At 47.5% G+C, this 25,984-nt stretch carries 27 protein-coding genes; 19 read left to right on the top strand and 8 right to left on the bottom strand.

Annotated elements, in window-relative coordinates:
• Positions 1-71 precede the first annotated feature (71 nt).
• Positions 72-1,028, top strand: a complete 957-nt coding sequence (locus ASG16_RS07145) for a carbon-nitrogen hydrolase family protein (protein WP_056495347.1) — start codon at positions 72-74, stop codon at positions 1,026-1,028.
• A 308-nt stretch (positions 1,029-1,336) separates the two neighbouring features.
• Here ASG16_RS07145 and pdxR read toward each other — a convergent pair whose 3' ends face one another.
• Positions 1,337-2,800 carry a MocR-like pyridoxine biosynthesis transcription factor PdxR gene (gene pdxR / locus ASG16_RS07135; protein ID WP_056495353.1) on the bottom strand — a complete coding sequence of 488 codons (1,464 nt, stop codon included), beginning with the start codon at positions 2,798-2,800 and terminating at the stop codon, positions 1,337-1,339.
• A 267-nt stretch (positions 2,801-3,067) separates the two neighbouring features.
• On the opposite strand from pdxR, the gene ASG16_RS07130 reads away from it, so the two are divergent.
• Positions 3,068-3,577 (top strand): DUF2165 family protein, encoded by a 510-nt coding sequence (locus ASG16_RS07130; protein ID WP_056495356.1) that lies wholly within the window; start codon positions 3,068-3,070, stop codon positions 3,575-3,577.
• 39 nt (positions 3,578-3,616) lie between these two features.
• On the opposite strand, the gene ASG16_RS07125 is transcribed toward ASG16_RS07130, so the two are convergent.
• Positions 3,617-4,474 carry an SDR family NAD(P)-dependent oxidoreductase gene (locus tag ASG16_RS07125; RefSeq protein ID WP_056495358.1) on the bottom strand — a complete coding sequence of 286 codons (858 nt, stop codon included), beginning with the start codon at positions 4,472-4,474 and terminating at the stop codon, positions 3,617-3,619.
• Between the two features lie 176 nt (positions 4,475-4,650).
• Between ASG16_RS07125 and ASG16_RS07120 the strand changes: the two genes are divergently transcribed.
• Complete coding sequence (locus ASG16_RS07120) at positions 4,651-5,418, top strand: tetratricopeptide repeat protein (protein WP_056495361.1); 768 nt, start codon at positions 4,651-4,653, stop codon at positions 5,416-5,418.
• Positions 5,419-5,473: 55 nt separating this feature from the next.
• On the opposite strand, the gene ASG16_RS07115 is transcribed toward ASG16_RS07120, so the two are convergent.
• Complete coding sequence (locus ASG16_RS07115) at positions 5,474-6,121, bottom strand: hypothetical protein (RefSeq protein ID WP_056495364.1); 648 nt, start codon at positions 6,119-6,121, stop codon at positions 5,474-5,476.
• 200 nt (positions 6,122-6,321) lie between these two features.
• Positions 6,322-7,635: an MBL fold metallo-hydrolase gene (locus ASG16_RS07110; protein WP_056495367.1), complete on the bottom strand. Its 1,314-nt coding sequence runs from the start codon at positions 7,633-7,635 to the stop codon at positions 6,322-6,324.
• A 176-nt stretch (positions 7,636-7,811) separates the two neighbouring features.
• Between ASG16_RS07110 and ASG16_RS07105 the strand changes: the two genes are divergently transcribed.
• A complete protein-coding gene (locus tag ASG16_RS07105; RefSeq protein ID WP_056495370.1) occupies positions 7,812-9,008 on the top strand; it encodes a hypothetical protein in 1,197 nt (398 codons plus the stop codon).
• 98 nt (positions 9,009-9,106) lie between these two features.
• On the opposite strand, the gene ASG16_RS07100 is transcribed toward ASG16_RS07105, so the two are convergent.
• Entirely contained in the window at positions 9,107-9,535 is a 429-nt protein-coding gene (locus ASG16_RS07100) for a hypothetical protein (protein WP_056495373.1), read from the bottom strand.
• Between the two features lie 194 nt (positions 9,536-9,729).
• Positions 9,730-10,392 (bottom strand): NAD(P)H-dependent oxidoreductase, encoded by a 663-nt coding sequence (locus ASG16_RS07095; protein WP_056495376.1) that lies wholly within the window; start codon positions 10,390-10,392, stop codon positions 9,730-9,732.
• Positions 10,393-10,533: 141 nt separating this feature from the next.
• On the opposite strand from ASG16_RS07095, the gene ASG16_RS07090 reads away from it, so the two are divergent.
• From ASG16_RS07090 to ASG16_RS07075, 4 genes are all read left to right on the top strand, one after another.
• Positions 10,534-10,914, top strand: coding sequence for a winged helix-turn-helix transcriptional regulator (locus ASG16_RS07090; RefSeq protein ID WP_056495379.1), 381 nt, complete (start codon positions 10,534-10,536; stop codon positions 10,912-10,914).
• Positions 10,915-11,170: 256 nt separating this feature from the next.
• Positions 11,171-11,647: a DUF1579 family protein gene (locus ASG16_RS07085; protein WP_056495381.1), complete on the top strand. Its 477-nt coding sequence runs from the start codon at positions 11,171-11,173 to the stop codon at positions 11,645-11,647.
• A 131-nt stretch (positions 11,648-11,778) separates the two neighbouring features.
• A complete protein-coding gene (locus ASG16_RS07080; RefSeq protein ID WP_056495384.1) occupies positions 11,779-12,081 on the top strand; it encodes a DUF2089 family protein in 303 nt (100 codons plus the stop codon).
• A complete protein-coding gene (locus ASG16_RS07075; RefSeq protein WP_056495387.1) occupies positions 12,078-12,368 on the top strand; it encodes a hypothetical protein in 291 nt (96 codons plus the stop codon). Before ASG16_RS07080 ends, ASG16_RS07075 begins: the two co-directional genes overlap by 4 nt.
• A gap of 129 nt (positions 12,369-12,497) precedes the next feature.
• Here ASG16_RS07075 and ASG16_RS07070 read toward each other — a convergent pair whose 3' ends face one another.
• Together ASG16_RS07070 and ASG16_RS07065 are read right to left on the bottom strand one after the other, a co-directional pair.
• The gene (locus ASG16_RS07070) at positions 12,498-13,034 is read right to left on the bottom strand and encodes a hypothetical protein (RefSeq protein ID WP_056495390.1); all 537 of its coding nucleotides are present in this window, start codon (positions 13,032-13,034) and stop codon (positions 12,498-12,500) included.
• A gap of 34 nt (positions 13,035-13,068) precedes the next feature.
• Positions 13,069-14,157 (bottom strand): suppressor of fused domain protein, encoded by a 1,089-nt coding sequence (locus ASG16_RS07065; protein WP_056495393.1) that lies wholly within the window; start codon positions 14,155-14,157, stop codon positions 13,069-13,071.
• Positions 14,158-14,302: 145 nt separating this feature from the next.
• Here ASG16_RS07065 and ASG16_RS07060 point away from each other — a divergent pair, with 145 nt between their 5' ends.
• From ASG16_RS07060 to ASG16_RS07010, 11 genes are all read left to right on the top strand, one after another.
• Entirely contained in the window at positions 14,303-15,481 is a 1,179-nt protein-coding gene (locus tag ASG16_RS07060) for a DUF4272 domain-containing protein (RefSeq protein WP_056495396.1), read from the top strand.
• Positions 15,462-16,196, top strand: a complete 735-nt coding sequence (locus tag ASG16_RS07055) for an alpha/beta fold hydrolase (RefSeq protein WP_082517305.1) — start codon at positions 15,462-15,464, stop codon at positions 16,194-16,196. The genes ASG16_RS07060 and ASG16_RS07055 overlap by 20 nt, the downstream gene beginning before the upstream one ends.
• Entirely contained in the window at positions 16,193-17,038 is an 846-nt protein-coding gene (locus ASG16_RS07050) for a DUF2785 domain-containing protein (protein WP_056495399.1), read from the top strand. The genes ASG16_RS07055 and ASG16_RS07050 overlap by 4 nt, the downstream gene beginning before the upstream one ends.
• 262 nt (positions 17,039-17,300) lie before the next feature.
• Positions 17,301-17,873 carry a TetR/AcrR family transcriptional regulator gene (locus ASG16_RS07045; RefSeq protein ID WP_056495403.1) on the top strand — a complete coding sequence of 191 codons (573 nt, stop codon included), beginning with the start codon at positions 17,301-17,303 and terminating at the stop codon, positions 17,871-17,873.
• Between the two features lie 59 nt (positions 17,874-17,932).
• On the top strand, positions 17,933-19,819 hold the full coding sequence (locus ASG16_RS07040) for an alpha/beta fold hydrolase (RefSeq protein WP_056495405.1): 1,887 nt from the start codon (positions 17,933-17,935) through the stop codon (positions 19,817-19,819).
• 232 nt (positions 19,820-20,051) lie between these two features.
• A complete protein-coding gene (gene nikB, locus ASG16_RS07035; RefSeq protein WP_056495692.1) occupies positions 20,052-20,987 on the top strand; it encodes a nickel ABC transporter permease in 936 nt (311 codons plus the stop codon).
• A gap of 1 nt (position 20,988) precedes the next feature.
• Positions 20,989-21,843, top strand: a complete 855-nt coding sequence (locus ASG16_RS07030) for an ABC transporter permease (RefSeq protein ID WP_056495408.1) — start codon at positions 20,989-20,991, stop codon at positions 21,841-21,843.
• Between the two features lie 37 nt (positions 21,844-21,880).
• Positions 21,881-22,870 carry an ABC transporter ATP-binding protein gene (locus ASG16_RS07025; protein ID WP_056495411.1) on the top strand — a complete coding sequence of 330 codons (990 nt, stop codon included), beginning with the start codon at positions 21,881-21,883 and terminating at the stop codon, positions 22,868-22,870.
• Positions 22,867-23,829, top strand: a complete 963-nt coding sequence (locus ASG16_RS07020; RefSeq protein ID WP_056495413.1) for an ABC transporter ATP-binding protein — start codon at positions 22,867-22,869, stop codon at positions 23,827-23,829. The genes ASG16_RS07025 and ASG16_RS07020 overlap by 4 nt, the downstream gene beginning before the upstream one ends.
• A 21-nt stretch (positions 23,830-23,850) precedes the next feature.
• Positions 23,851-24,957: an aminopeptidase gene (locus ASG16_RS07015; RefSeq protein WP_056495416.1), complete on the top strand. Its 1,107-nt coding sequence runs from the start codon at positions 23,851-23,853 to the stop codon at positions 24,955-24,957.
• Between the two features lie 17 nt (positions 24,958-24,974).
• Positions 24,975-25,979: a dipeptidase gene (locus ASG16_RS07010; protein WP_056495419.1), complete on the top strand. Its 1,005-nt coding sequence runs from the start codon at positions 24,975-24,977 to the stop codon at positions 25,977-25,979.
• Positions 25,980-25,984: the final 5 nt, after the last annotated feature.

The raw sequence follows: 25,984 nt of genomic DNA, 5'->3' as shown, positions 1-25,984 counted from the left end.
GGGAGACCCCTGGATACACCGAATAGTAGGAGAACAAGCGAATTTCTCTAGGAGAGCAGGGGGAGGTCAATATGTCTAATCCGCAACAAAACGTTCGAGTTGCTGTTGTTCAAGCTGCTTCTGTCATCATGGACCTTGAGGCAAGTACGGAAAAGGCGGTTTCATTGACACTGGAAGCAGGAGAAAAGGGAGCGAAAATCGTTGTTTTCCCCGAAGCTTTTATCCCTGCGTATCCGAGAGGCCTTACTTTTGGGACAAAAGTAGGCAGTCGTTCCCCTGAGGGGCGTAAAGACTGGTTTCGTTATTGGGACAATTCGATTGTCGTCCCGAGTGAAGAGACAGACAAGCTCGGGGAGGCAGCCCGCAAGGCGGGCGTGTATCTCGTCATTGGTGTGATCGAGAGAGACAGTGAAAATAGCGGTGGCACCCTATATTGTTCCGTCCTATTTTTTGGACCAGATGGTGAGTTGCTCGGCGTGCATCGCAAGCTGAAGCCGACTGCATCCGAACGGTTGATTTGGGGCGAAGGGGACGGAAGTACTTTGCCGGTATTCGATACTCCATATGGCAAGATCGGGGCTCTGATTTGTTGGGAGAATTATATGCCGTTAGCACGAGCAGCAATGTATGCAAAAGGCGTTCAAATCTACATCGCACCAACAGCAGACGCGAGGGATGCATGGCAAGCTACGATCCGCCATATCGCATTGGAAGGCAGATGCTTCGTCTTATCGAGCAATCAGTACGTAACAAAAGATATGTATCCAACTGATTTGGCCTGCTACGACGATCTGGCTTCTTCGCCAGACGAGATGAGCAGAGGTGGAAGTGCGATTGTGGGGCCATTGGGTGACTATATCGTCGAGCCTGTTTTTGGTCGGGAGGAGATTCTCTACGCTGATCTGGACATTCGCGATATCGCCTATAGCCAATTCGATTTTGATGTCGTTGGACATTACTCGCGACCGGATGTTTTTACGTTGTTGGTGAATGAAGAGAAAAAAGAGAATGTGAAGTGGATGAAGTAAGTCCGTTTGTAAATACAGAAGACCTCCATTGCTTGATAAAAGCGGTGGAGGTCTATTTTGTAGTTGCTTTGATGGGGAGAAGAAGCTTTAGAAAATACTTACAGGTGAATTCAAGTAGTAAAAAAGTTGAATCAAAGCTTCTTGTCCTGACCTGCAAAAACGCTCTAATAGCTTGAAAGAAACAAAAGCTGTACGAAAGTCCTGTCACATGTTTGTAAGGAGACCGTCCGAACGTAGAGAGGATACAGGCGACTGGAAAACATGTGGCAGGGCTTCTCCCGGCCACAATCGTTGGCGGACCACCATCTTTAAGTCAAAACTCCCTTCAAAGCAGCCGCAAACTTAGCGACACCAAGCGTAATTTCCTCTTCTTTCGGTCGTGCAAAGGTAAAGCGAATGTAGCCGGAGTCTGAACCATACACACTGCCAGGCACAAAAACGACGCCTCTGCGAAGGGCTTCTTCAAATAATTGGTTGTCGTTCACATCTGGGTTAATTTTACACCACAAGTGTAATCCGCCTTGGGGAATGGTGAACGAAAGCTCATTGGGCAACTCTTTTTGCAGTGCCTCCACGAGCAAATCTCTTCTGTACTGTAAATGCATACGTAATCGCTCTAAATGCGGCAGGAAGTTATCGGAATGCAAAAACTGGGCCGCGATTTTTTGTGGCACCACGCTCAGGCCAAAATCCATCTGCTGGCGGGCATCTGCCAAACGTTCGACAACGGAATGAGGCGCCACCATCCAACCGACTCGTAAACCGGATGCAGCAATTTTGGAAAAGGAACCAATGTAGACGACGGAGCCAAGTTGATCCAATGATTTGAGTGGCAGTGGAGGCTTGCCGTCGTAGGAAGTCAGACTGAAAGGATCGTCCTCTACAATCGGCAGCCCGAGTTCGCTTGCTACATCCAACAGTTGTGCGCGCCGAGTGGGATCAAGACAAATTCCTGTAGGGTTTTGAAAAGTAGGATTGATAAAGATCATCTTGATCCGATGTTTTTTATACAAGGCGCGAATATCTTCTGGATCAATTCCGTTATGGCTGACGGGAAGGCGGAACAGGCGAAGTCCAGCAGATTGAAACATAGGCAATGAGTAACAATAAGAGGGATCTTCGATGGCAACCGCATCGCCGGGTGCAAGCAAACATTGGGTGATCAAATACAAAGATTGTTGAGAGCCCGACGTGATCAGAATGGAAGAGTCCGTCGTCTGCACATTTCGGTATCGCGACAAATACGAGACCAGCTCTTCACGCAATGGTGTAAAGCCTTGTGGATTGTCGTATCCCAAATATTCGGTAAAGGGGTTTTCCTTCATCAGGGTACTGATTTCCGTACCTGGTGAGAGCTGGGAAGACAATTCTCCACTCGCAAAATCGATGAGGCTGCTGTCTTTTTGCAAGGCCTCTCTAATCCGACGCAGATAAGACAAATTCGGGAGGAATTGACCACCTTCTACATATCGATGCCAGTTGGGTGTATGCTTTGGAGTTGCCTCCCATTTATTTTTACTCACACGAGTACCGCTTCCTGTTCTGCTCTCGATGATGCCTAATGCCCGAAGTTCCTCGTACGCTAAAATAACAGTGCTTCGGTTTACTCCTAATTGCTCTGCCAGTTTTCTCTCAGAAGGGAGCAGGCTCCCAGGGGGGAACTCTCCATATGAAATTCTGCGTTCAATCTCATCGGCTATTTGGTGGTATAGAGTTTGACTGCTCGACCGATCAGGCTTCCAAATGATAATCACAACCTTGCACATATTCATTGTTTGTTATATGGGGGAGTCCATTTCATCATAACATTGTTAAGAAAAATTCATGTGACAAAACCGTTCCAAACTGTTGAACATGGATGGATAAAAAAATCATGAATTGGATGGTCCCACTTCCGAATAAGTATGATTATGTTTCCATCTAGTGGTGATGAATACTCGTGATAAAAACAGATGGATTTTTCTTACAAAGAGAAAGGGTGTGTCAATCCGATCAAGAATGAGTAATGACAGTATATGGGGAAAGAGGCGTGATCATTATTGAGTAATTTGACGTTACGATATTTGAAGGTTTTGGTTGTAGCACTATCCGCAGCATTTGGGACGTCCATTTTCTTAGGGAATCTTATGGACTACCATTCCAATTATCAATTTGTTCAACATGTTCTGTCCATGGATACCACGTTTGAGGGTAACGCACTTATGTGGCGAGCGATTACTGATCCTACTGCTCACACCATAGCTTATATCGGAATCATCATTGCGGAAGGGCTGTTTTCACTTTTTGGTTGGATCGCGGTAGGAAATATGCTGCGTAATGTAAAGAAGGAGGCAAAAACGTTCAATAACTCGAAAACATTCGCATACATCGCATACATGGTTGCTTTTTACATCTGGTTTTTCGGATTTGCCATTGTGGGCGCAGAGTGGTTCGCCATGTGGCAATCACAAGTATGGAATGGTCAGCAGGTCGCGTTTAACATTACAGAGGTGATGATTGGATTCGTGATTTTGGTTTCTTTACGAGATCGAGAGTTAACAGATATGTAAAAACGAGAGCCACGTTCCTTTGAGAGCGTGGCTTTTTTGTTAAATATGCGAGGGAATCACGAACGTCGGGTTATGCTGGTTCAAAATATCTTCCATTCGCTGACGCACAGCTTCTTTATACGAGGGATCTGGCAGAATGTAAAAGCGATTGCTCTTGATCGCCAGGAAGGTGTGATCAGCTACTTCTTTCGGAGAAATTCCTTGCTCGACACCTGAACGAATGAACTGGTCGATGGCAGTGGTCATCGGTGAGGGCTCCACGATATCTCCTGGTTTGCTGTACTCGGCTGGACGATTGCGATGGGCATCACATATTTGGGTTTGAACAAAGCCGGGGCATAAAACGGAAACACCGATTTTGGATTGGATCATTTTCAATTCGTGGTAGAGGGTTTCCGACAGACTGACTAACGCATGCTTGCTTACCCGATAAATGCTATTCCCTGGTCCGGACTCAAGGCCAGCGAGAGAGGCGGTGTTCACGATGTGGCATTCAGTCCCTTGTTTTAACATCATGGGTACGAAAATTTGTGTAGCGTGAATGGCCCCCCACAAGTTCACATTCATGACCCATTGCCAATCAGCAAGGGTACTTTGCCAGATTGTCGAGCCTCCGCCAACCCCTGCATTGTTGAACAATAGATGGACAGCACCGAACGAGTCTAGCGTTTTCTGTGCAAGCATCTGGATATCTTTTTCCTTGCTTACGTCCGTTACAACGGCGAGGACAGTTGCCCCTGCCGCCTGTAACTCCTGCTCTACGCGTTGGAGCGCCGCTACTTCTACATCGGCAAGAACAACCTTCATCTGCTCCTCAACACAGCGGGTTGCCAATGCGCGACCGATACCGCTGGCCGCTCCGGTAATGACCGCTACTTTGTTTTCAAACTGCTTCATGACATACCTCCTTCAAACGAAAATCAGACACGGAGAATTATTGTTTTGATTATAATAGACAATTCATCAAAAAGTCTATTTTTATTTGTGATCGAGTGTAATCTGGGATACTGCGAGCATGTGGTGAAAAAAGTAGCATATATTTTGGTGAGACTGGAAAGACGGGTGAGACCAATATGAAGCGGATCGGAACGCAGTATTGTAGCGTCATAAAGAGCTTGATACCTCCTACGGCAGAACTAGTGGTCATGCCAAAGCCGCACGATCAACCAGCCGTTATCGTCGCTGATCTCGATGGGGATAATCATCAGGAAATAGCCTGTGTTTATCGTAACCAAGGTCAAATGTACGTCATGATCGCCAAACAGGATGAGAATCGTTGGCATCCAATCGGCAATTTCAAAGGACAAGGCTATACGGTTTCCGAATTATTGGCTGCTCCCATTGTCGATCCTCAAATGAATAGCTTATTGATTGGGTGGCAAATAGGCGGGGCATGGTCGAACATAGATATTTTGCAGTGGTCGGCGAATGGATTTATGCACATGCTCCATCAGGAGACACGAGCAAGCAGGGTTGAGGTGGAAGACATGCCGGGGGTTAATGGAATGGATGGCAACGCTGAGCTTGCGCTGTGGCTACACGATAGTGGAAAAGCGTTTCAAGTAGAGGTGTATAGGTGGGATGCAGGAAATCTGGTAATCGCAGACGATGTCTATCCCTATTATTTTCAGAAGATGGTAGCCTACTATGAGTCTGTCCTTGAAGAGAGCGATTCGGCGAGGTATTGGTACTACCTGGGGGACGCGCAAAGAAAAGCAGGGATGCATGCCCAAGCTTTTCAATCCATCGAGCAAGCATTGCAGTTCCCCAATCCGTATCCTTCTCGGGAGACTTTGCTTCGTTGGAAGAAAGAGTTGGATGCAGCAAAAAGAAAAAGCTAAAAAAGCACCCATGGGCGGGTGCTTTTACTCTTTATGAGGGGGAATCGTTGTTTCCTTATTGCACTTTATAAGACATCAAAATTTCTTGCGCGAGCGGCTTCCACTCTTCCATTTGTGCCTCGGTGCAATTGAAAGTAGTCATCAGCATTTTGCCGTCCAGCTCTGTAAAGAAAATGAGGTTGTAAATTTTCGTATCAGCAGCAGGAGTCAGCAATTCGAACACACCAACGTTTTTCCCGTTGATTTGGATTACTTCATCGCGATACCAGGTTGCATCTTGGTACATGTTGGAGAACGCTTGCTTCATCGGGTCCTTCATGTCTTTGAGAAGGCTATCCTGAATAGGTGTTTCTGTATGACTAAACGCAATGTTAATGGAACCTTTTTCATCGGTATAAATCAAGGAAGGACGATTGTCCATCGGGTATTTTGCTTTTGCCATTTCTTCGGACATGACAGTAAAGCCTTTTGGAATCAAGATTTCCACTTTGTCGTTCAGAACCTTTTTCGCTTCCAGCTTGTCGCTTGTTGTTGCGGTTGGCGCTGGTGTAGCAGCATCTGTTTTTGGAGCTTCAGTTGGTTTAGCAGCTTCTGTGGTTTGTGCTGCATTTTGCTCAGCTGGCTTTGTATCAGCTGGTTTGTTCGAACAAGCACTGACAGCCAACATGGAGAGGAGCAAAGCTACGGATACTAGTTTTTTCATCTGAATAGATCCACCTTTTTATACATAATTGGAAAACTGCGGAATTTCCTTTCCGATTCTATCATGGAGTGTATAATACTGGAAATATAAGAGGTTAATTGTGAATATTCTAACAAAAAGCTACTCTCTTACATACTCAAGAGAACTAGGACAAAATACACCCAATAAAACTATGAAAAAATGGGTGTATTTACCTATTTTCAGATATTGTTTGTCGTAATATAGCGGTTGCGAATCTTCTCTCCCAAATAATTTATCGCAAAACGGACAAATGCTCGGTTCCATCCCATAAAAATACCGAAATTGTTCAGTTGTGCAACATGCCCGAGCATGACAAAGCGCTTGAAACGTGCATTTCGACCTTTCGGAGCTTGCAGTCTGCCATTGATGCGCAGCGTACTCCATCCCCACAAATGGGTGAAGCAATAATGCAGGGCCTCAGATGACAGCTCCACGTCACAATCGAGTGGATCGCATGGAGATTCGATCAACCCATCTGACAGAGAAAAGCGGAATGTCTTTTGATAGTCTGACAAATAAAAGGTGACGGGCCTAACGATAGAGAGAAACAGCGAATGATTATTTTTGCGAATCTGTTCCTTGAAGTCCAAGCCAGCCTCGAAGAGCTTGTCCGGTTCGATTTTGACCGAAGGAAGAAGAGTAGGAGAGGAAGCCATCTTCTCATAATCTCGTGCGTAGAGGGCGAGCGCCTTCTCGGGATCATGAGCTTCATGTGGCGTCCACGTATCGCCGGGATACAAAATAATTGGTTCGGCATCCGTTTCTTGCAGGAGACGGTATACACTGTCTACTTTATTGATTGCATCATTCATGTAATAGTTTTCGTCGTGACAAAACCAGGCGAAGCTGGCGAAGGGAATTACGTAGAGAGGTTGAAGGACTTCCACCTGTTTTCTCACTCGGGCGAGCTTTTCCATGGCTCTATTTTTGCGGAGTTGGAAGTCTTCCTTGTTCCCCGCCCAGCCTGCATATGAGAATTGCGTCCATAATAGGTCGATGTCACCGACGCGGTTTAGGATATCCTTGGCTTCCTGTGTGGTGCTGACCTCGCAATCGTTCAGGTTCAGGATCGTCATGTCGGCTGTCTTGATGCACAGCCACGAATCACCGACTGGAAACGGCCGACACAAGACAGAGACATCGTCGGACAAGGAGTACCATTTGTCCGGGGAAAGCTCAATGACTTGCTGAAAACCAAAGGCGCGGCACCATTCGACCACTTTTTGATCGGCTGATTGCTGGTAGAGGATCGTGATTCGCTTGCGATACTCCTCGGGTATGGTTCGCAAACTCTGTGGATGAAAATGATCGGGATGCTCATGAGAAAACCATATATGCGTAATCTCGGCAAAATCCTCAGAAGTGAAGCGGGTCTTGGCTAACAAGCCCCAGCCGTTATCAAAGGCAGTTCCCGTAAGCCAAGGATCTGTCATTAATTTGATGGAATCGTGTTCCCATAGAAACGAAGCATGGTTGACCATTTGAAATTTCATGTGAGTTGTTCTCCCTATGTTTACTAGCGATTTGCTAAAAGGGATGATCCTGCCGGGGAGAAAAACGTGACAGGAATTTGAAAAATATATTTTTTCAGGGATTTGTGTCACAAGCTGTGTATGACGAGGATCGTAACAAGTGAACAGCAATCAACGAGTCGAAAGGATGAACCGACATGAAAAAGCAAGCACTTGTTACCGTGAGCATGGCAGCACTCCTTCTCTCAGCGGTATCCCCATTCGGGATCGCACAAGCACAAACCAACATGGCAGTCGCTGCAAATAAAGCGCAAGCGATCACTTTTGATCAGCTCGTCAAAGAAATGGACAAAAAACAACCCGTTTCTATGTACATCGAATCGACGCACACATCGAAAGCGAAGCAGGGCACCCAGACCCAAAAGGCAAAAACATGGGATAACACGATCAAAGGAGAATGGAGAGAGGAAATTTCAGACGGGAAAAGGGTTCAGCATGCCATAGGGAAGGCAGGACAGGTGGCGGCGTATCAAGAAGGCGGCAGAGGATTTGTCCACTCTGCAACGATTGGCACATACGATAGTGAAATCAACAAGACGAAGCGAGAGCTACAGCGCTTGAAAGTGGCGTTGCCAGATTCGAAGGTGGCGATCACTGTGAAGGAAGCACAACTGTTGAATCGAGCCGTGTATCACGTCGTCAAAAAAGAAGAGGCGAAAATCGATGGCAAGCTCCACCATTACCAAGATGACCTGTGGATCGACAAAGAGACAGGGCTGTTGCTCAAGCGCACCTTCACCCATAATCAAGCACAAGCATTTTCGTACACGGTAGACAAGGTGGATTTCCAACCCGTTTTTGATGAGAAAACGTTCGAAGTAAGCATTCCAGCGGGTGTGGAGCAGAGCAAGTTTTCCCCTGAGGTGGAAAAGGTAGTAGCCGAGGTGACGAAGCTCTTCCCGGACACTGCACAGTTTTCCGATTATGATGATTACGGCGTCGAAGGGAACTGGCAACTCCTGAAAATGTTTGAAGCACAAAAACGGGTCTACAGTCCGACTCCTCGAGCAGAAGCTTTCGTTATCATGGATACCCGTACAAACGAATTGAGCAAAGTAATGATCCAAAATCCAGATTGGGTATCGAAAAAGCTCCCTCCCGAGAAGGTGGCAAAAGAGAAAGCAGCCGCTTTCCTGAAACAACTGGTGGGCGATCAAGCAAGCCAGTATAAAGTAGAGGCAAAAGTCGAGCAGGGCGGTGGCGGTGCCACTTTTGAAGACTATGATTATGGCTTTGTGACAGCAGATGTGACATTCCGACCAGCCAATGGCAAGGGGATTACTATTTCCGTGGATGAAGCTGGTCGTATCGTAGGCTTTCAGTATGCGGAATAAGAAATAGGAGCAAGCTGACAGCTATCGTTTTGTACGATGGCTGTTTTCATGTTTCATATGCAAAAAGGTCGCCATTGCTGGCGACCTTTTAATGTTTATTAGTTTGGCAACACGTAAGTATATACGGAATAGTTGAAGTTGTTGTTGTCCAAATCATAAGAGTGTCCTTCAACTTTAAAAGTGTATTCTCTTCCAGCAACTAAATTTACATCGAAATAGTCTTTCGTTAAAGTAGTCTCGTTTGAACCCAATATTAGTTTGAATTCTTGCTTATTAGCTTTCGAGTAGGCTATTTGAAAACGGACTTTCTGATCTACGGTAGGCGTAAACTTGAAATAATCTTGTTGGTCTCCGTTATCTCTATCCAGCTTCCCGTTGATTTGATTTCCATCAGCTACATGAAAAATATTTGCGTCATCTCTTCGGTTGTTAGGCTCATTGTCAGGGTAAACGGCAGCAAATGCGGATGCAGATGTACTTAGTACGAGTGTTAGGGCAAGTAGACCAGTAGTAGCAAACTTTTTCATGTAAATTCCTCCTGGGTATGTAAAAATATGGGACAAATAAAACATATCAATTTTTTGGATAATTGTAAATATATGCTAGTTTTGTTCACCGATTTTTCACATTTATTGTTTAAGGAAGACTCACTGAAATTTATATAAAACGACAAAAAGCATTCGGAATTCGAATGCTTTTTATGTGTAACTAATCATTAGCTTTACCCGATATAACGAATAACCTCTTCCTTCGCTTGTCTCGTTTTCGCACGGGGCTCATTTTTACGGTAGCCAAATGCGACCATGCAAGCGACGCCGAAGCGCTCTCTGTCGAGGAGGCCCTCCGCTGCTAGGATATCCTCGACCTTTTCTTTTGCAAAGCCTTCAATGGGGCAGGAATCAATGCCGATCATCGCAGCAGACGTCATCATATTGCCAAGTGCGATGTAGGTCTGTCTGGATGCCCATTCGAACATGACTCGCTCGTCATCAAACAGGGCGAAATCGTTTTTCAGGAAGTGATCGTAGGCAGCGCCTTTTTGTTGTACGACGTTTTCTGGCAGCTCCTGCGTATCTTTCATCATACGCTGGATATAATCGGAATCAGCGGCCATTTCTTGTTTGGTCCGCGCCAGTACGATGACGAAATGACTTGCGGTCGGCAGTTGTTTTTGCGCACCCCATGTAACGGGTAACAGCTTTTCTCTAAGAGTCGGATCTTGCAGCACGAGGAAGTTCCATGGCTCAAAACCAAAGGAGCTCGGCGACAGGCGAGCAGTCTCCATAATAAAGTCAAAGTCTTCATTCGTAATTTTTTTATCCGCATCAAACTCTTTGCAAGCATGTCTGAATTGATAAGCTTCTATGATTTGATCTTTACGCATAATGTCATCCTACTTTCGAATAAGTTTATGAAACCATTGATAGAAAATGGGCGATTTACAAAACTGAGCATACCAAATACACTAAAGAAAAGTAAGTACGCACTTTTTCGGTTAATACTTACGAAAAGGGAAGTGAGTGGGATGAAGAAGAAACCAGCGATGAGGTACCTGTTAAATGGCAAGGAATATCCTTGCCCGATCGAGCTTGCCGTCTCAGTTTTTGCGGGACGATGGAAGGTATCAATCATTTGTCAGCTTCTCAAAGGGAAAAAAAGGTACGGAGAATTAAAGAAAAATATAATCGGTGTGAATCATAAAATGCTAGCAGAACAATTGCGGGAGTTGGAGGAAGCAGGAATCGTAAAGCGTAAAGTGTATCCGGTCGTTCCGCCAAAAGTAGAGTACGAACTGACCGAGCTAGGGCAAGGCTTGGGACCTGTCATTGAGTATTTGCGAGAATGGGGAGAACATTTTCAAACAGAGGTACCAGAAGAGTCGCTATCTACTGCTCACGGGTCATGAAAACCGCCACCTGAGAGGGTGGTTTTTTTCATAGGACAAAAACAAACATAAAAACGGTGGACACGATTTCTGGCTTTAGGCTGGATGCAGTAACAGGAAAGACGTTCAAAAAAACATAGGTGATCCCGCTTCTCATCATGAGGGGCGGGGTTTTTATTCGCTCGGGGGAAGTGAAATAGCAATCCATAAGAAGCATGTCATTCATGAAAGCTCTAGAATTAACAGTAATTCACTGCCCGATGAGGAGGTATTCCGAATGATGAATGAACATGTCAATCCTATTTCTCAAGAGGCACCCGATCCTGATCCAGCTCTTACACGTCTGAACATTTTTGTGGGGAAATGGGTGACGGAGGGACTGATTATGGAAAGTCCTGCTGGGCCAGCCGCAAAGTTGAAAGCAACCGATACCTACGAATGGCTGCCTGGGGGATATTTTCTCATTCACCATGTAGATGGCATGATGGGGGATAAAGAAGTCAAGACCATTGAGATCATCGGCTATGATGCGACTAATCAAATGTACTTCACGCACGCTTATGACAATTACGGAAGCGTGGCTTCCTACCATGCGAATTTATTGGGCAGAGATTGGACGATCACAGGGACAACCGAGCGTTTTACCGGTACGTTTAGTGTTGATGGCAACGCGCTCATTGGTACTTGGGAATTGCTGGGCAATGATGAGCGTTGGGCACATTGGATGGATATTCGATTAACGAAGATTGAGTAGAATGGGGACACGATCAGGAGCATCAGTTGAGGATGCTCCTTTTTTATGGTTAATTTTCATTTTATTAAAAAATACTTGAATAAAATTAAGGTTTATCTTAATATAATTAAAGTAAGGAGGCGAGGCGATTCATGGAACGCGACGAAATTCCATCTTGGGTGCTAGCTCTGGACAAGGAGACCCTCGAATTTATCAGGAAGTTTATTATCAGTTCGGGTTCTCTCAAGGGGATGGCTGATGAGTACGGTGTATCGTACCCAACAGTAAGGGCCAAGCTCGACCGAATCATTAAAAAGATTGAATTACATAGCAAGGAAGCGGAAGTAGAGTTCGTGCAAATGATCAAAAACCTGGTCATTGACGAACGGATGAGTCTGGATGTAGCCAAGCTCATTATTGAAAAATACAAACAAGAAAGAGATGAAAGCAGATGAGTACGGGGACGATTCAATTTTTAGTTGGGATCGGTATTGTGGGGATGCAAAATTTACTCGGCAGACTGAATCACGCTTATTGGGGAGCTATTTTCCCGGGCTTCTTTTTTGCCTACCTGATCTACGGTTATGTTACTGGTTTATTTAAAGAAGGCAGCGAATGGACATTGATCTTGGTAGCAATTGGTGGGATCGCGATTCTATCATTGGCTTGGTCGGAAGGCAGAAGAGCGATGAAGGCAAAGAGGAAGAAAGAGATGGAGAGAATGGAGCTGCTTGACCTGTAGTGGGTCTAAGGTCTAAAGCCCAAAGCCTGCAGAAGAGGAGGACCGTCAACTGCAGGCAAGGAAGGTTTAGGAATCACTGTATGAAAGAATATTCAACCTGACGCCCTCGTTTTTGAGGGCTTTTATGTTTTATCTATCCCCTTGCATACTACTTAGTTTCCATACGTTATTTTCCTCTATGAAGCCTAATTCTAGTGTTCCTGAGTAAGTCTCATCGTTTAACCATACTTCATAATTTGTAATAAATCGCCCATCTTTATATATACCGAAAGACCTCTGACGAAAAGTGCTTCCCTCCATAACAAATGGCATGGTTATGATTTCATTCTCCACTTTATAAACAAAATTCTTTCCTTCCACACCAGCTTGCTTGGAAATATACTGTTTAACCTTTTCAGCATCATCCCTCATCATAGCTCGAAAAATCTCTCTTGCCTGTAGATCAACGATATCTCGTATTTCGTAGATTTTAGTATTCATATCATTTTTTTGTTTTTCCTCAACTAAAGAGGCTTCGAGTTCTTTGTTTTTGTTTTTCAATTGAGTGATTTCAGCTTGTAGCCTATCTATCTCGGGTTGATTCGTTTGTAAGGTTTTCTCGTTAGAACAGGCTGTCATTGTGAAAGCAATAAGGATAAACATGATTGGAAAGAAGCTAATTTTCATCGGCGACCTCCCGGCTTTTTTACTCCAGTCATATTTATTTCGTAAATTTTGATTCCCCGTTAAAAATCCAATCCGTACCCTCTCCCGCAGAGTGCTGAATCAATTGCTCAGAACCATGCATTTCCGCATACTGCTGTTCCTCCGCAGTAATCGGAATCATCCATAACAAATTCACAGGATCTTCCGCCATGAGCGGAAGTGGAAGGCTCGGTGCATCCTCAGGTTTTGCAAGCAGCATGGAGGAGAAGCGGCTGTTGATCTGACTGATTTCCTGGCACGGAATGGTGTGACCTTGTGCGAGGAAGGTCATATATGACCACGGCAGAGACGTTTGGCCGCTGATGTAGCCCAGCAATTGCTGTTCGTTTTGGGCGAGCCATTTGGTTTCGCAGGCAAAGGCCAGCTCGAATCGGCGTAATTGCTCTGGCTCTTCTGTATACTGCTCGACTTTTGGCTGACGCAAAATGGATACGCCGAGGGTCATCGCATAGGTAATGTCTCCTTTTTCGATGGTCACCAATGCTTTCGGGGGCCAGTGACCGCCGTCGATGCCGTAATACTGTTTAATTGGGCCAAGAGTCGAGGTAATCGCGTCCATGAACTGCTGCTGGATGTCAGGCCAAGGGTTGCCATCCCAGCTCGCCCAAAAATGCTGGGCAGCCTCGATACGGGCAAACATGGCGTTCGACTCTGGTGTTCCCAGCGGAAAGCATAAATCAGATTCTCCGGTGCAATCTCGCGCATACGAAGGATAGTGCGAGCCGTCCGGGGAAGGGCCAGCCCAGCCAGGAATCACACACAGCACCTCATCCTCATACAAAAGCGCCGCTGCATCGCCTTCCTCCAGCCAGACGATCGAGAGCTGCTCCGGGTCCAGCCTGTCCGCTCCATCTGGATGAGCGCAGCAATCGCGAGGAAGCATGGGAGTTTGACCATCCTGCATGGCAGCGAAATCGATCAAGTCCGGTGCAGGTCCGTAATTTCTTACCCAACAAGAGCGAATGCTGGCATGCTCCTCACCGGGATAATCCCACAAATAAAAAAAGACGCCATTCTCATCCTCTTCGACAAAAGCTTGAATCGGACAAATGGGAGAGAACTCCTCTAATAGGATGTTTTTCATAGGTTTCACCTTCAATCGTCGTGATAGATTCGCCGATAACTATAAAGATTTGTGCTTGATTAAACAGGATAAGAATACCATAATTGACTTTTGATCACAAAATTCGGCACTTTGAAAATGTTTGCCCAGCAAAGGAGTTTGCCAGATGAATCAATGCACCATCTATGTCTCTATCCAACAATGCGAGAAAGTCGTCGCTGCGATTGTCGAGGCTTTTCGTGATCAATTGGTAGAGGTATCCGCAGACGAGCGGGCCGTGACCGTGACAGATAAAAAATGGTTTAGCAAGAGCAAGATCACCTTCAATCTTATGCGCGAGGACGATGACCAAGAAGCGTTTCTCCAGATGAAAAAAGGGATGTACGGCTACTTCGCACAGATTGAAACGGTACACGAGAAAGTTCAGCAAAAGCTGTTATACCAAATTACAGCGCTCAACGTGGCGGTAGGAATCGTGGCGAGCAAGGAATTCGACCAGAAGACGTTTGCGGCCATTATGGCGATTGCCGAAGAAGTACACGGGATCGTCTTTCTTCCTACCGGTGACATGCTCGATAAACAAGGAAGGCTGATTCTCAACACGGCAGGAGAGTCCGAAGTGGACGATTTTCTGGTGACCGTCAGCGTAGACCTGATCGATGGACATATTCAGCCCTCCCAGTCAGGAGAAGCGCGCAAGGAGCGGAGCATCAAGCTATTGCAGGAGCAGGGCATTCCGTACATCCCGCATCTTCCTGTCATCGTAGGGGACGAGGATGCTGTCATCAGGAGCAAGGACGAGATGGTTCAGCGAGCGATTGCCCTATGCTTGATTGCGGTATATGCCGGAGGGATCGCTGAAAACGGACAAATCAAGGAAGAGCGGGAGTTCATTGAGGGAATTATTGAGCAGTTTGGCGCTGCTGAATTCTTTACGGAAAAAGAGAGAGACTTCTTGAATGATCCACAGCCAGACCGAACCGATATGATTCAGATGGTTTGGATGTACGAATGCTACTGGGTACTGCTGTGGGCACTCGGCTATGTGGAAGAGCTCCATTTCCCGGATGGCATTTGTGATGTAAACACCGCGATTGACGCTCTCAGAAGTGCAGGTGACTATGACACCTTCTACAGCAATGCGGTTGTGAGAAGCAAACAAGAGATTCTCGACCAAGCAGATCTAATCTACCGTTATGACTGGGCATGCGTGGATGCGCGGATTAACAATCGCACGGTTGCGGGCGGTTTGAATGATGAAGTAGTCGTTGAAAGACACAGAGCATTGAATTGGCTGGTTCGTTACATGGAGGATGATTGGGATCATGTCTCGACGGATACATAGGCTGTATTCACGAAAAAGTGGGACACCTTGTGTGATCTTCCTAGCAGGAATGGGCGATAGCGGTGAGACATGGAAGATCGTTCAAGACCGCATTTCGCAGGAAGCGTCTACTTTATCCTATGATCGGGCGGGGATCGGCACGAGTGCAGTCGCTGCGGTCGTCCCGCGGACTTGTCGCGATTTGGCCGAGGAGCTATACGATTTGCTACAGGAGGTTGAGGTGGAACCACCATGTGTATTGGTCGGACATTCTTTTGGTGGTTTGGTCGCTAGACTGTTTGCTAGTCTATATCCGCAGCTTGTTTCGGGGCTGGTTTTGGTTGACGCTGCTCCTGAATATAAGGAGCTCGCCTATGAAAAGGTTTTGCCTGACAACCTGATCGCAGCCAATCGGGAATATTACGAGAATCCGATGCGAAACAGCGAGAAGATCGATAAGATACGGAGCTATCAAGAGATCGTTGATTCTTATCGGCAAAGTGACATCCCTATATCAATTATCACGAGAGGCTTGCCGGACGTGTGGGACGAGGAGTGGCCGAACGAGGAAATCCTAGCAATCGAACAACGTCTGCAAGCCGACTTCATGCGGCTATCTACATCCACATCAAGCAAGCAAAGAATTGCCGGTCGTAGCGGGCATTATATTCATCATGATGAACCGGAAATGGTGATTGAGGAAATTTTGTTTATGTTAAGGGAGATGAAGACATGAGTGATACAAGAACCAAGCTTATACTGGACCTGCAAAGATTAGAGCAGGAACAATACCTGATTCGTGAAGGGGAACAACTGGAGGATTTCGTCGGACTATTGCTACAATACATCGGGGACCCTGATCCGGAATTGCGGGATAATCTCATCTACCCGGCATTTTATTATTGGATTCTCGACGAGGACAAGCTGACGGAGGCGCAATTGCGCAGCCTCCTGCGAGAACTGACCGACGATACGCATTTGTTCTATCAGATTGGCAACGCTGGTGACCCATCCGTATTTACGAGGACATTCTCTTCATTGCCGACTGCTTTGATTTTACGCCGACACAGGCAGAAGCCATTTTTGGAGCTTGCCGATTTCCAGCACGTCAAAAATGCCATGCTCCGCTATTTTCAAGAGGAAAAGGATTTACGCGGCTATTTGTCCGAGGGAGGCTGGGCTCACAGTACTGCGCACGGTGCAGACGTATTCGTAGAACTGGTGCAGTGCCCAGAGAGCGATGAAGCCGTACAGCGAGACGTTCTTCAAGCGATCCAGGGCGTGCTACATAACGGAAAGCACATTTTCAATGACGAAGAGGACGAACGTCTCGCGAGCATCGTAGATACGATGATGGAGAAAGACTTGCTTCCAGAACAGGAACTCATTGACTGGATCAATAGTCTAGCAAGCTGTGCCGAGCTGCCAAAAAGTCGTACTCAAGTTATCGCTCGGGTGAACAGCAAGAACTTTTTGCGCTGTCTCTATTTCAGAAGGGCACGAGATAGCCGTGAAAATGAGCTGGTGATTGCCATGCTTGCTGCGGTAACGAAATGTAACAGGTTTGCGATCAATTAAAGGTTGAAGGTTGATACCGTATTAGACGGCATCAACCTTTTCTTTTTTATACGAGGTTTTAAATTAAAAGGTAGCGATTGAATCAACAAAGCTGGCAAGAAGAAAAAGCGCAGGGCTCGCAGACCTTGACAACGCCTCCCCTTTTTGAAGTGGAGACGAACAGTCAATCTCCCTTGCTGGAGTGTCAGAGTCGAAGAGGACTGCGCTTTTTCTTCTCCTCCACTGATTGACAATCACCTATTAGTACTATATAGTACTAATCATGACACGAACCTCAAACCGTGACCATGTCATCGCCACTGCATCCAATTTGTTTTTGCAAAAAGGACTCATGAATACCAGCATGGATGACGTCGTAGCACAGAGCAAAGTCTCCAAGTCCAACATTTACTACCACTTCAAAAGCAAGGAGGAGCTCGTCGTAGCTGTACTCGGCTACAGAATCAACGTCCTGAGAGGAGCACTGGAAGCCATCTTGCAACGGACAGACCTGTCTGTTTCCGCACGGGTAGGTCTGATTTTTACCACCATCGCAGAAGAACTGGAGGGCCGCTCCTGTGTAGGAGGCTGTCCGATCCTTTCCTTGCTGTCGGCACAAATACCAGAGGTCAAAGCGCGAATCAACGAGTTCCTGATCGAATGGCAGAACCTAGCGGAAAAGCTGCTCGTGGAGGGAATCGCCCGTGGAGAATTCAAGGAAAATATCTCGATTCAGCAAACGGCAGTCTTGCTCGTGACCATTGTGGAAGGAGCGATGCTCATGGCTGAATCGCAGGGTCATGCACAGGTACTCGTAGGCGCAGGTCAGACACTTCTACACTTGATTCAAGTGTAGGATTTTTTTGGAGTGAATTAGTACTGATTAGTACTATAAATATAAAGGAGGCAGAAACAATGGCTGTCGTTTTTGTAACCGGTGCGACTGGATTTATCGGTAAGGAAGTAACAAAACAGCTGGCACGAGCTGGTCATACCGTGCTGGCGCTGGTTCGTTCGCCCGAGAAGTGGGATGAATTGCTGATGCAGATGACACCAACAGAGAGGTCCAATTGCAATGCCGTGCGGGGTGATTTGCGAAAGGAGGGCTTGGGATTATCAGCGAGCGATTACGAGCAGGTATTGCGCGCAACTATCATCATCCATGCAGGTGCCCCGATGGATATTTCGATGGATGAAACGGTGGGGAGGGAATTGATTTTACAAGGAGCAAGTCACCTTGCAGCACTAGCGAACGAATTGCATAAACAACAGCGTCTACAAAAGCTGATTCATATCGTTGGCTACATGAGTCCGTTTGACGATGAGAGTGGAAAGCTGGCGACAGATGTTTTTGCGCCAACCGATTTTTATCGAGAGGCAGGGGGCTACGAGAAATACAAGTTTCTGGCAGATCTATACCTCAGACAAGAGGCGTATCAAAAAGGAATGCCGCTGGTCGTGGTAAATCCGTGTACGATCATAGGCCCGCGAAGCACCGGGAACACAGAACAAACAGATGGATTGGGGCTCGTGATCAGCTCCATGCGGCGTGGTAAGATCCCTGTTCTTCCCGGTGGTAAGGAGTGGTGGCTGCCCTTGCTTTCCGTCGACGATTTTGCCCAGGTCATTGTGGGGATTGTAGAGACAAATCACATCGAGCATCGAACGTATTACGCCTTAAATGAGCGGAGTGCCACGCCAGCTTTTTCAGAGCTGATTTCGTTGATGGCTAAAGAATTACGGATGAAGCCACCAACCATTCCTTTCCCGGTATCGGTCTTGAAAAAAATTCTCCATAACGGCGGCAGCCGCTTGCTCGGGGTACCTGCCAATTCGATGGATTTTCTCGTAAAGAAAGACTTCCCCCTCGCTCCCTTTCAGCAAATGAAAGCGAAAAAAAGCATCGATGCATACGACGTAGCGGCGTATCTTCCCAGTGTGATTGCCGATCTCGACTACCGTTTGTCGGTCAAGGATCAGAAAGTACCTCCTCACTTTCACCGAGAGCAAATCGCAGGCATGGCCGCGTACAAGAAAGAAGGCTCGGGTACTCCGTGGCTGCTCGTGCACGGGCTTTTCAGTGAGATGAGAGATTTACTCCCGCTCGCTGAACAGTTGGGTGAACAGGAAGTATGGTTACTGGATTTGCCCGGATTTGGCAGATCGCCCTATCACCATCACGAAAAACCGATCGAGGGCTTTATCGAGGCAGTGGCCGAGGCATTGCGACAGATGCCATCTCCGGTTCATCTTGCAGGACATTCATTTGGCGGGTTTTTGGCATGGGAGGCAGCAAAGCGAGTACCGGAAAAAATCGAGAAGCTATACCTTTTGCAGCCACCCCTGCATGCCCCGAAGTATTCTCGGCTGCAGGCGGGATTGGGGAAGAGTCCAGCCCTCCTTCAGCTTTTTTTGCAAAAGCAGGTAACGTCAGCCAAATTGGAAAAAGCAATGCTTGAGCAAGGAGTATTTCAGTCCACGGAGGAAATGCCAAAAGGCTATGTAGACAGGGCAGGTAAGCTCCTGAAATCCCCGCGCATCAGCAAGACGCATACAGACGTTCTGCGCTATTTGATGAATGAATTCCGGCAAATGGCGGTAGCGACACAGCCTCTCCCTTTTCCAGTCCAGATCGTATGGGGGACACAGGATAAAACGTATCAACTGACAAAAGGAACAGAGGATGCATTCAGGGAAGCAAATGTAGAGATCGAAAGGCTCTCCGTCGCGCATCATTTTCCGCTCAGCCATCCACAGCTAACGGCAAACGTATTGCTACAGATGAGGCACGGCAAGGAATGAGGACGGAACGATTCTTCAGAAGGGGCATGGTAGAAAAGGACCATGCTCTTTTTGAATGAAGTAAGAAAAAACGAGTTGAACTTTCTGTAAATTTGGAATAGACTATTTTTAACTAATAACGACACTATAACGACAAGTGTCGTTAGTGAAGGAAAAGGGAGGAGAGCAAAGTGCCGGAAGACAACAAGAAGAAGCAAGTTCATACCGTTTCTCACATCTGGGTGAAGACATCATGAAGCAATATATAGTGAAGCGCCTACTGTCGGGCATCCTTGTCCTGTTTGGACTCTCCATTTTTACGTTTCTGCTTATTCATCTCATCCCCGGTGACCCTGTGCGGATCATGCTGGGGCAGCGGGCGACTGTCGAACAAATCGAGTCGCTTCGCGGAGAGCTGGGCTTGAACAAACCTTTGGTCGTCCAGTATCTCGACTATGCTTCTGGTGTTTTGAAAGGGGATCTCGGCACTTCCCTGAAAACGGGCCGGCCTGTCAGCACAGAAATTGCCGATCGTTTTCCCGCGACAGCAAAAATGGCAGTAGCCAGCCTCGTGGTGGCAGTTGTGATCGGTATCGGGCTGGGTGTCCTGGCGGCGAAATACAAGGATACACCCATCGACGGAGCGATCATGACCTTTTCCACCTTTGGGATGTCCATACCCGGCTTTTGGTTGGGCTTACTCGTCATCCTTGTGTTCTCCGTCCATCTGGGCTGGTTTCCGATTGCGGGAGGGACTGGACTAAAAGACATGGTTCTTCCAGCGTTTACCTTGGGGATATTGACGGCGACCGCACTCAGCCGACTCACTCGTGCTGGCATGGTGGAGGTTTTGTCCAATGACTATATCCGAACAGCACGCGCGAAAGGGATGAATGAACGAATTGTGCTGCTGCGGCACGCGTTTCGCAATGTGATGATTCCGATTGTGGCTGTCATTGGCCTGGAACTGGCTGGATTGCTCGGCGGGGCTGTGATTGTCGAGCAGGTTTTTGGCTGGCCAGGAGTGGGGACTTTGGCGATTCAAGCGATTAGCTCGCGGGATTTTCCGATGATTCAAGGAACGACGCTGTTTATAGGGGCTGTGTATGTCCTCGTTGTCATTTTGATTGATGTCCTGTACGCGGTTCTCGATCCGCGCATTGACTACGCCGCGAAGGAGGGGGCGTAACGTGTTCTGGAGTAAGCAATGGTCTATGCCTCGTTTCGAATTATGGGAGAAGATCATGCAGCAAAAGAAAGCGAAATACAGCTTCCTGATGATGCTCTGCATTGTTTTGCTGGGAATCATCGGGCCGTGGATCGCTCCGCATGATCCAACGAAAACGTACTACGAAGCATTTATGCAAGGACCGTCGAAAGACTTCTGGCTAGGGACAGATGCGATTGGCCGCGATATTTTATCCCGGTTGCTGTACGGAACAAGAGTGACGCTGACCGTAGCTGTGCTGGCGTCTGTCATGACGTTTGTAGCAGGAACGCTGATTGGTGTGACTTGTGCTTACCTCGGAGGAATTGTTGATAATCTGATTATGAGAATCATGGACATCATGCTGGCGTTGCCCGGCATTGTGCTGGCTCTAGCCATTGTAGCTGTGCTCGGACCGAGTCAGGAAAATGCGATGATTGCAATCGGAATATCATCGATTCCGGCCTTTTCGATTCTGATCCGTGGTGCGGCACTCTCGATCAAGCAATCCGGCTATGTGGAAGCAAGCCGCTCCATCGGCAGCTCGAATTGGTGGATCATTACGCGCCAGTTCATTCCGAACATCTCGAACGTGCTGATCGTCTATACGACTATGTTCATAGGGAGTGCCATTTTGGGAACCTCGGCATTGGGTTTTATCGGTTTGGGTGCCCAGCCTCCTACACCGGAGTGGGGAACGATGCTGAATGAAGGGAAAAATTACTTGCGAGAAGCTTGGTGGCTCGCTACTTTTCCCGGTCTTGCGATTACGGCAGTCGTCTTTACGGTGTATCTGCTCGGGGATGCATTGCGAGATATCTTTGATCCCAAATCATAGTTTACGAGCTTCCGTTCCCAAAAAAGGAGTGAGTAACGTGACAAACGTGTTGGAAGTGACAGGATTGACTACCACGTTTTCAAAAAATGAAAGGGCTTTCAAGGTGGTGGACAATCTTTGCTTGCAGGTCAAAAAAGGTGAATCAGTCGGGATCGTTGGAGAATCAGGGTGTGGAAAAAGCGTTGCCTCTCTATCCATGATGCGCTTGCTCGGTAAAAACGGAAGCATTGCAGGCCGTATTCAACTGAACGGAGCCGATCTCTTGCGCTATAGCGAAAAAGAGATGCAGAAGATCAGAGGAAAAGAGATCGCCATGATCTTTCAGGAGCCGATGACTTCGCTGAATCCCGTACTGACCATCGGCAAGCAATTGAGCGAAGGGCTGGAAAAGCACGAGGGCATGAACCGAGTCCAATCGAGACAAAGAGTGCTCGAGCTGTTGACGCAGGTAGGCATTTCACGTGCCAATGAAATCTATCACGAGTACCCGCATCGTCTGTCAGGGGGGATGCGACAGCGCGTGATGATCGCGATGGCGATTGCTTGTCATCCAAAGCTGCTGATAGCGGACGAACCGACGACTGCACTAGACGTAACGATCCAGGCGCAAATATTGGATGTCATGAAAAAAATCCAAAGAGAGCTGGGCATGTCGCTCATCATGATCACGCATGATTTGGGCGTCGTCGCCGAGACATGTGACCGGGTACTGGTGATGTATGCCGGGCAGGTCATTGAAGCGGCTGATGTTCGCACGCTGCTGCGCAGCCCCAAGCATCCGTACACCATGGGCTTGATCAAATCGACGCCACATAATGCGAAAGGCCAGAAGAGATTGCACAGTATCGCGGGAAGTGTGCCGACTCCCGATCATTATCCGAAGGGATGCCGCTTTGCTCCGCGATGCGAGAAGGTGATGCCTGTCTGTTTGGAACAAAATCCCCCGTTGCTGGATGTGGATCAACAGTCGGAGTGCCGTTGTTGGCTGTATCAAGAGAACAGGGAAAGCACGGCGGTGAATGGATGAAGACACCTCTTTTGCAAGTGAAGAACCTGAATAAGAAGTTCCTTGTCCGCAAGGGGTGGTTCCAGCAGCCGAGTTACGTGCATGCCGTTCATGGAGTGAACGTGACTGTCAACGCAGGTGAAACGTTGGGAATCGTGGGAGAGTCAGGCTGTGGCAAGTCGACACTGGGCAGATGTATTTTGCGCTTGATCGAGCCGACAGACGGCGAGATCGTGTTCGAGGGTCAAAATATCCGCAGCGTACAGAAGGCAGACATGCAGAAGCTGCGGCGTGATATGCAAATGGTGTTTCAAAATCCATTTGATACCCTCAATCCAAAGCTGACGATCCAGCACATTTTGTCAGAGCCATTGATTGCCCATGGTATCCCAAAGCGCGAGCGAGCAGCCATGGTCGAAGAGACGCTAGAGATCGTCGGTTTGAACAAAAGTCATTTGTCGCGATACGCACATGAGTTTTCCGGAGGACAAAGGCAAAGAATCGGGATCGCTCGCGCCTTGATGCTCAGGCCAAAGCTCATCATAGCTGACGAGCCTGTGTCCGCTCTGGATGTATCGATCCAATCGCAAATTCTCAATTTGCTTCAGGATTTGCAGGAGCAGTTTTCGCTCACGTATCTTTTTATCTCGCATGACTTGAGTGTCGTCGAGCATATCGCCGATCGGGTAGCGGTGATGTACTTGGGAGAAGTGGTTGAGCTGGCGAAAAAAGAAGAGCTGTTTCAACGGCCGATGCATCCCTACACACAGTCGCTTCTCTCCGCCATTCCCATCACGGATCCTGACGAGAAAAAAGAACGGATCATGTTAACAGGTGATCTGCCGTCTCCATCCAATCCGCCGCAGGGCTGCAAGTTTCACCCGCGCTGTTGGGCGTGCATGGACGTTTGCAAGACAGAAGCCCCTCCATTTACAGAAACAGATGGCAGACTGGTTGCCTGTCATCTCTATGAAAAATAAAGGAGCAGGAGTGATAGATAGATGTTGGACCCACGTCTTACGAAGCTGGCGAATGTTCTGGTGAATTACTCTACGAATGTGCAACCAGGAGATAACGTGCTGATTGATGCGATGGAGGTGGACGCCGCCCTGATAAAGGAGCTTGTCAAAGCAGTTTCGCGAGCAGGTGGACATTCCTTTGTGAACCTGCGTGAATCCTCGATAAGCCGTCAGCTATTACTAGCGGGAACAGAGGAGCAATTCCGTTTAGAGGCAGAGATGGACAAAGAGCGAATGGAAAAAATGCAAGCGTGCATCATCATCGAGGGTGGGCTGAACATTAATGAAGTGTCTGATGTCCCTGATGAGCAGATGAAGCTGGCTACATCCTTTTTCAAAGAAGTAAGTATCGTGCGTCTCAAAAAGAAATGGGTCTATCTCCGTTATCCGACGCCTTCCATAGCGCAGTTGGCAAATAAGAGTACAGAAGCGTTCGAACAGTTTTACTTCGATGTCTGCACGATGGATTATGCCAAAATGGCAAAAGCCATGCAGCCGCTCAAGGAGCTGATGGAGCGAACTGACCGCGTGAAAATCACGGGACCTGGCACAGAGCTGACCTTCTCCATCAAAGGCATTCCAGCGATTCCGTGTCCGGGGCACTACAACATACCAGACGGTGAAGTATTTACGGCCCCTGTTCGCGATTCGGTGAACGGTGTCCTATCGTTTAACACGCCCTCGCCTTACCAAGGCTTTACCTTTGAAAAGGTACGGCTGGAGTTTGTGGACGGGAAGATCGTTAACGCTACAGCCAATGACACGGAGCGCTTGAACAACATTTTGGATACGGATGAAGGTGCCCGGTACATTGGGGAATTTGCTTTGGGGGTCCACCCGTTCATTCGGGAGCCTATGCAGGATATTTTATTTGATGAAAAAATCGATGGCAGCTTCCACTTTACCCCAGGACGATGCTATGACGAGGCATCCAATGGTAACAAGTCGAACATCCATTGGGACATGGTCATGATTCAACGCCCGGAGTACGGTGGCGGTGAGATTTGGTTCGATGACCACTTGATTCGCAGAGACGGACGCTTTCTTTTACCGGAGCTTGCACCACTTAACCCGGAAAACCTGAAATAACAGGGGGAGCATGAGGTATGACACACATGATCGATGGACATTTTGACCTTTTGCTGGATGTCGCTATTCAACGCGAGCAGGGCAGGAGAAACGTAATAGAATCGGATTACTTACCTGATTTTGTGGCGGGCGGGGTGCAGACGATTGTCGCAGCGATTTATATCGACAACAAATTCCTGCCGGAGATGGGCTTGAGAAAAGCACTGCAACAAATCAGCGCGTTGCACGCAGAGGTAGATGAATCACCTGATAAAATCATGGTTTGCAAAAGTGTGAGCGACATCGAGACTGCGAAGCGAATGGGGAAAATTGGTTTTGTGCTCTCTCTGGAAGGTGCGGAACCGTTATATAATGATCTGAGTATGCTCCGTGTTTTTTATGAGCTGGGCGTGCGCCTTTTGGGTCTCGTGTGGAGCAGGCGGAACTTCGTTGGAGATGGCAGTCATTTTAGTCCAGTACGGGAAGGGCGCAAGGGCGGGCTCACCGAGTTCGGCATCCGCGTCGTCGAAGAGGCAGAAGCAATGGGCATCATCATTGATGTCAGCCATCTGAATGACGAAGGCTTCTGGGATTTAATCGAGGTAGCACGTAAGCCCATCATCGCGTCCCATTCCAACTGTCGGACATTAGCGGGCTCCATGCGCAATCTGACGGATGAACAAATCAGGGCGATCGCATTCACCAACGGCGTAATCGGCATCAATGGCGTCAATCTGTTCGTAGCGGACACAGACGACCAGGCTGATATCGAGCACTTGATCAACCACGTCGATCACATCGTGAAGCTGGTTGGAGTTGAACACGTCGGACTGGGTCTGGACATCATCGAGCCATTCATGAAATATGATTCTCCCAATGTGTTTATCCAAGCAGGACGCAAAGATTTTGATGTCGTAAAAGGACATACCAAGGTTCCAGAGCTTGTGCGTGCCCTTGCCAAAAGAGGGTACAAGGATGAAGCGATTGAGCGTATTTTGGGCAAAAACTTCATCCGCGTGTTCAAGGACGTGTGGAAATCATAGAGAGA

It is taken from the genome of Brevibacillus sp. Leaf182, assembly GCF_001423865.2.
GTDB lineage: Bacteria > Bacillota > Bacilli > Brevibacillales > Brevibacillaceae > Brevibacillus > Brevibacillus brevis_C.
The sequence above is the reverse complement of the archived record's forward strand: the minus strand, read 5'-3'. Positions and strand labels throughout refer to the sequence as shown.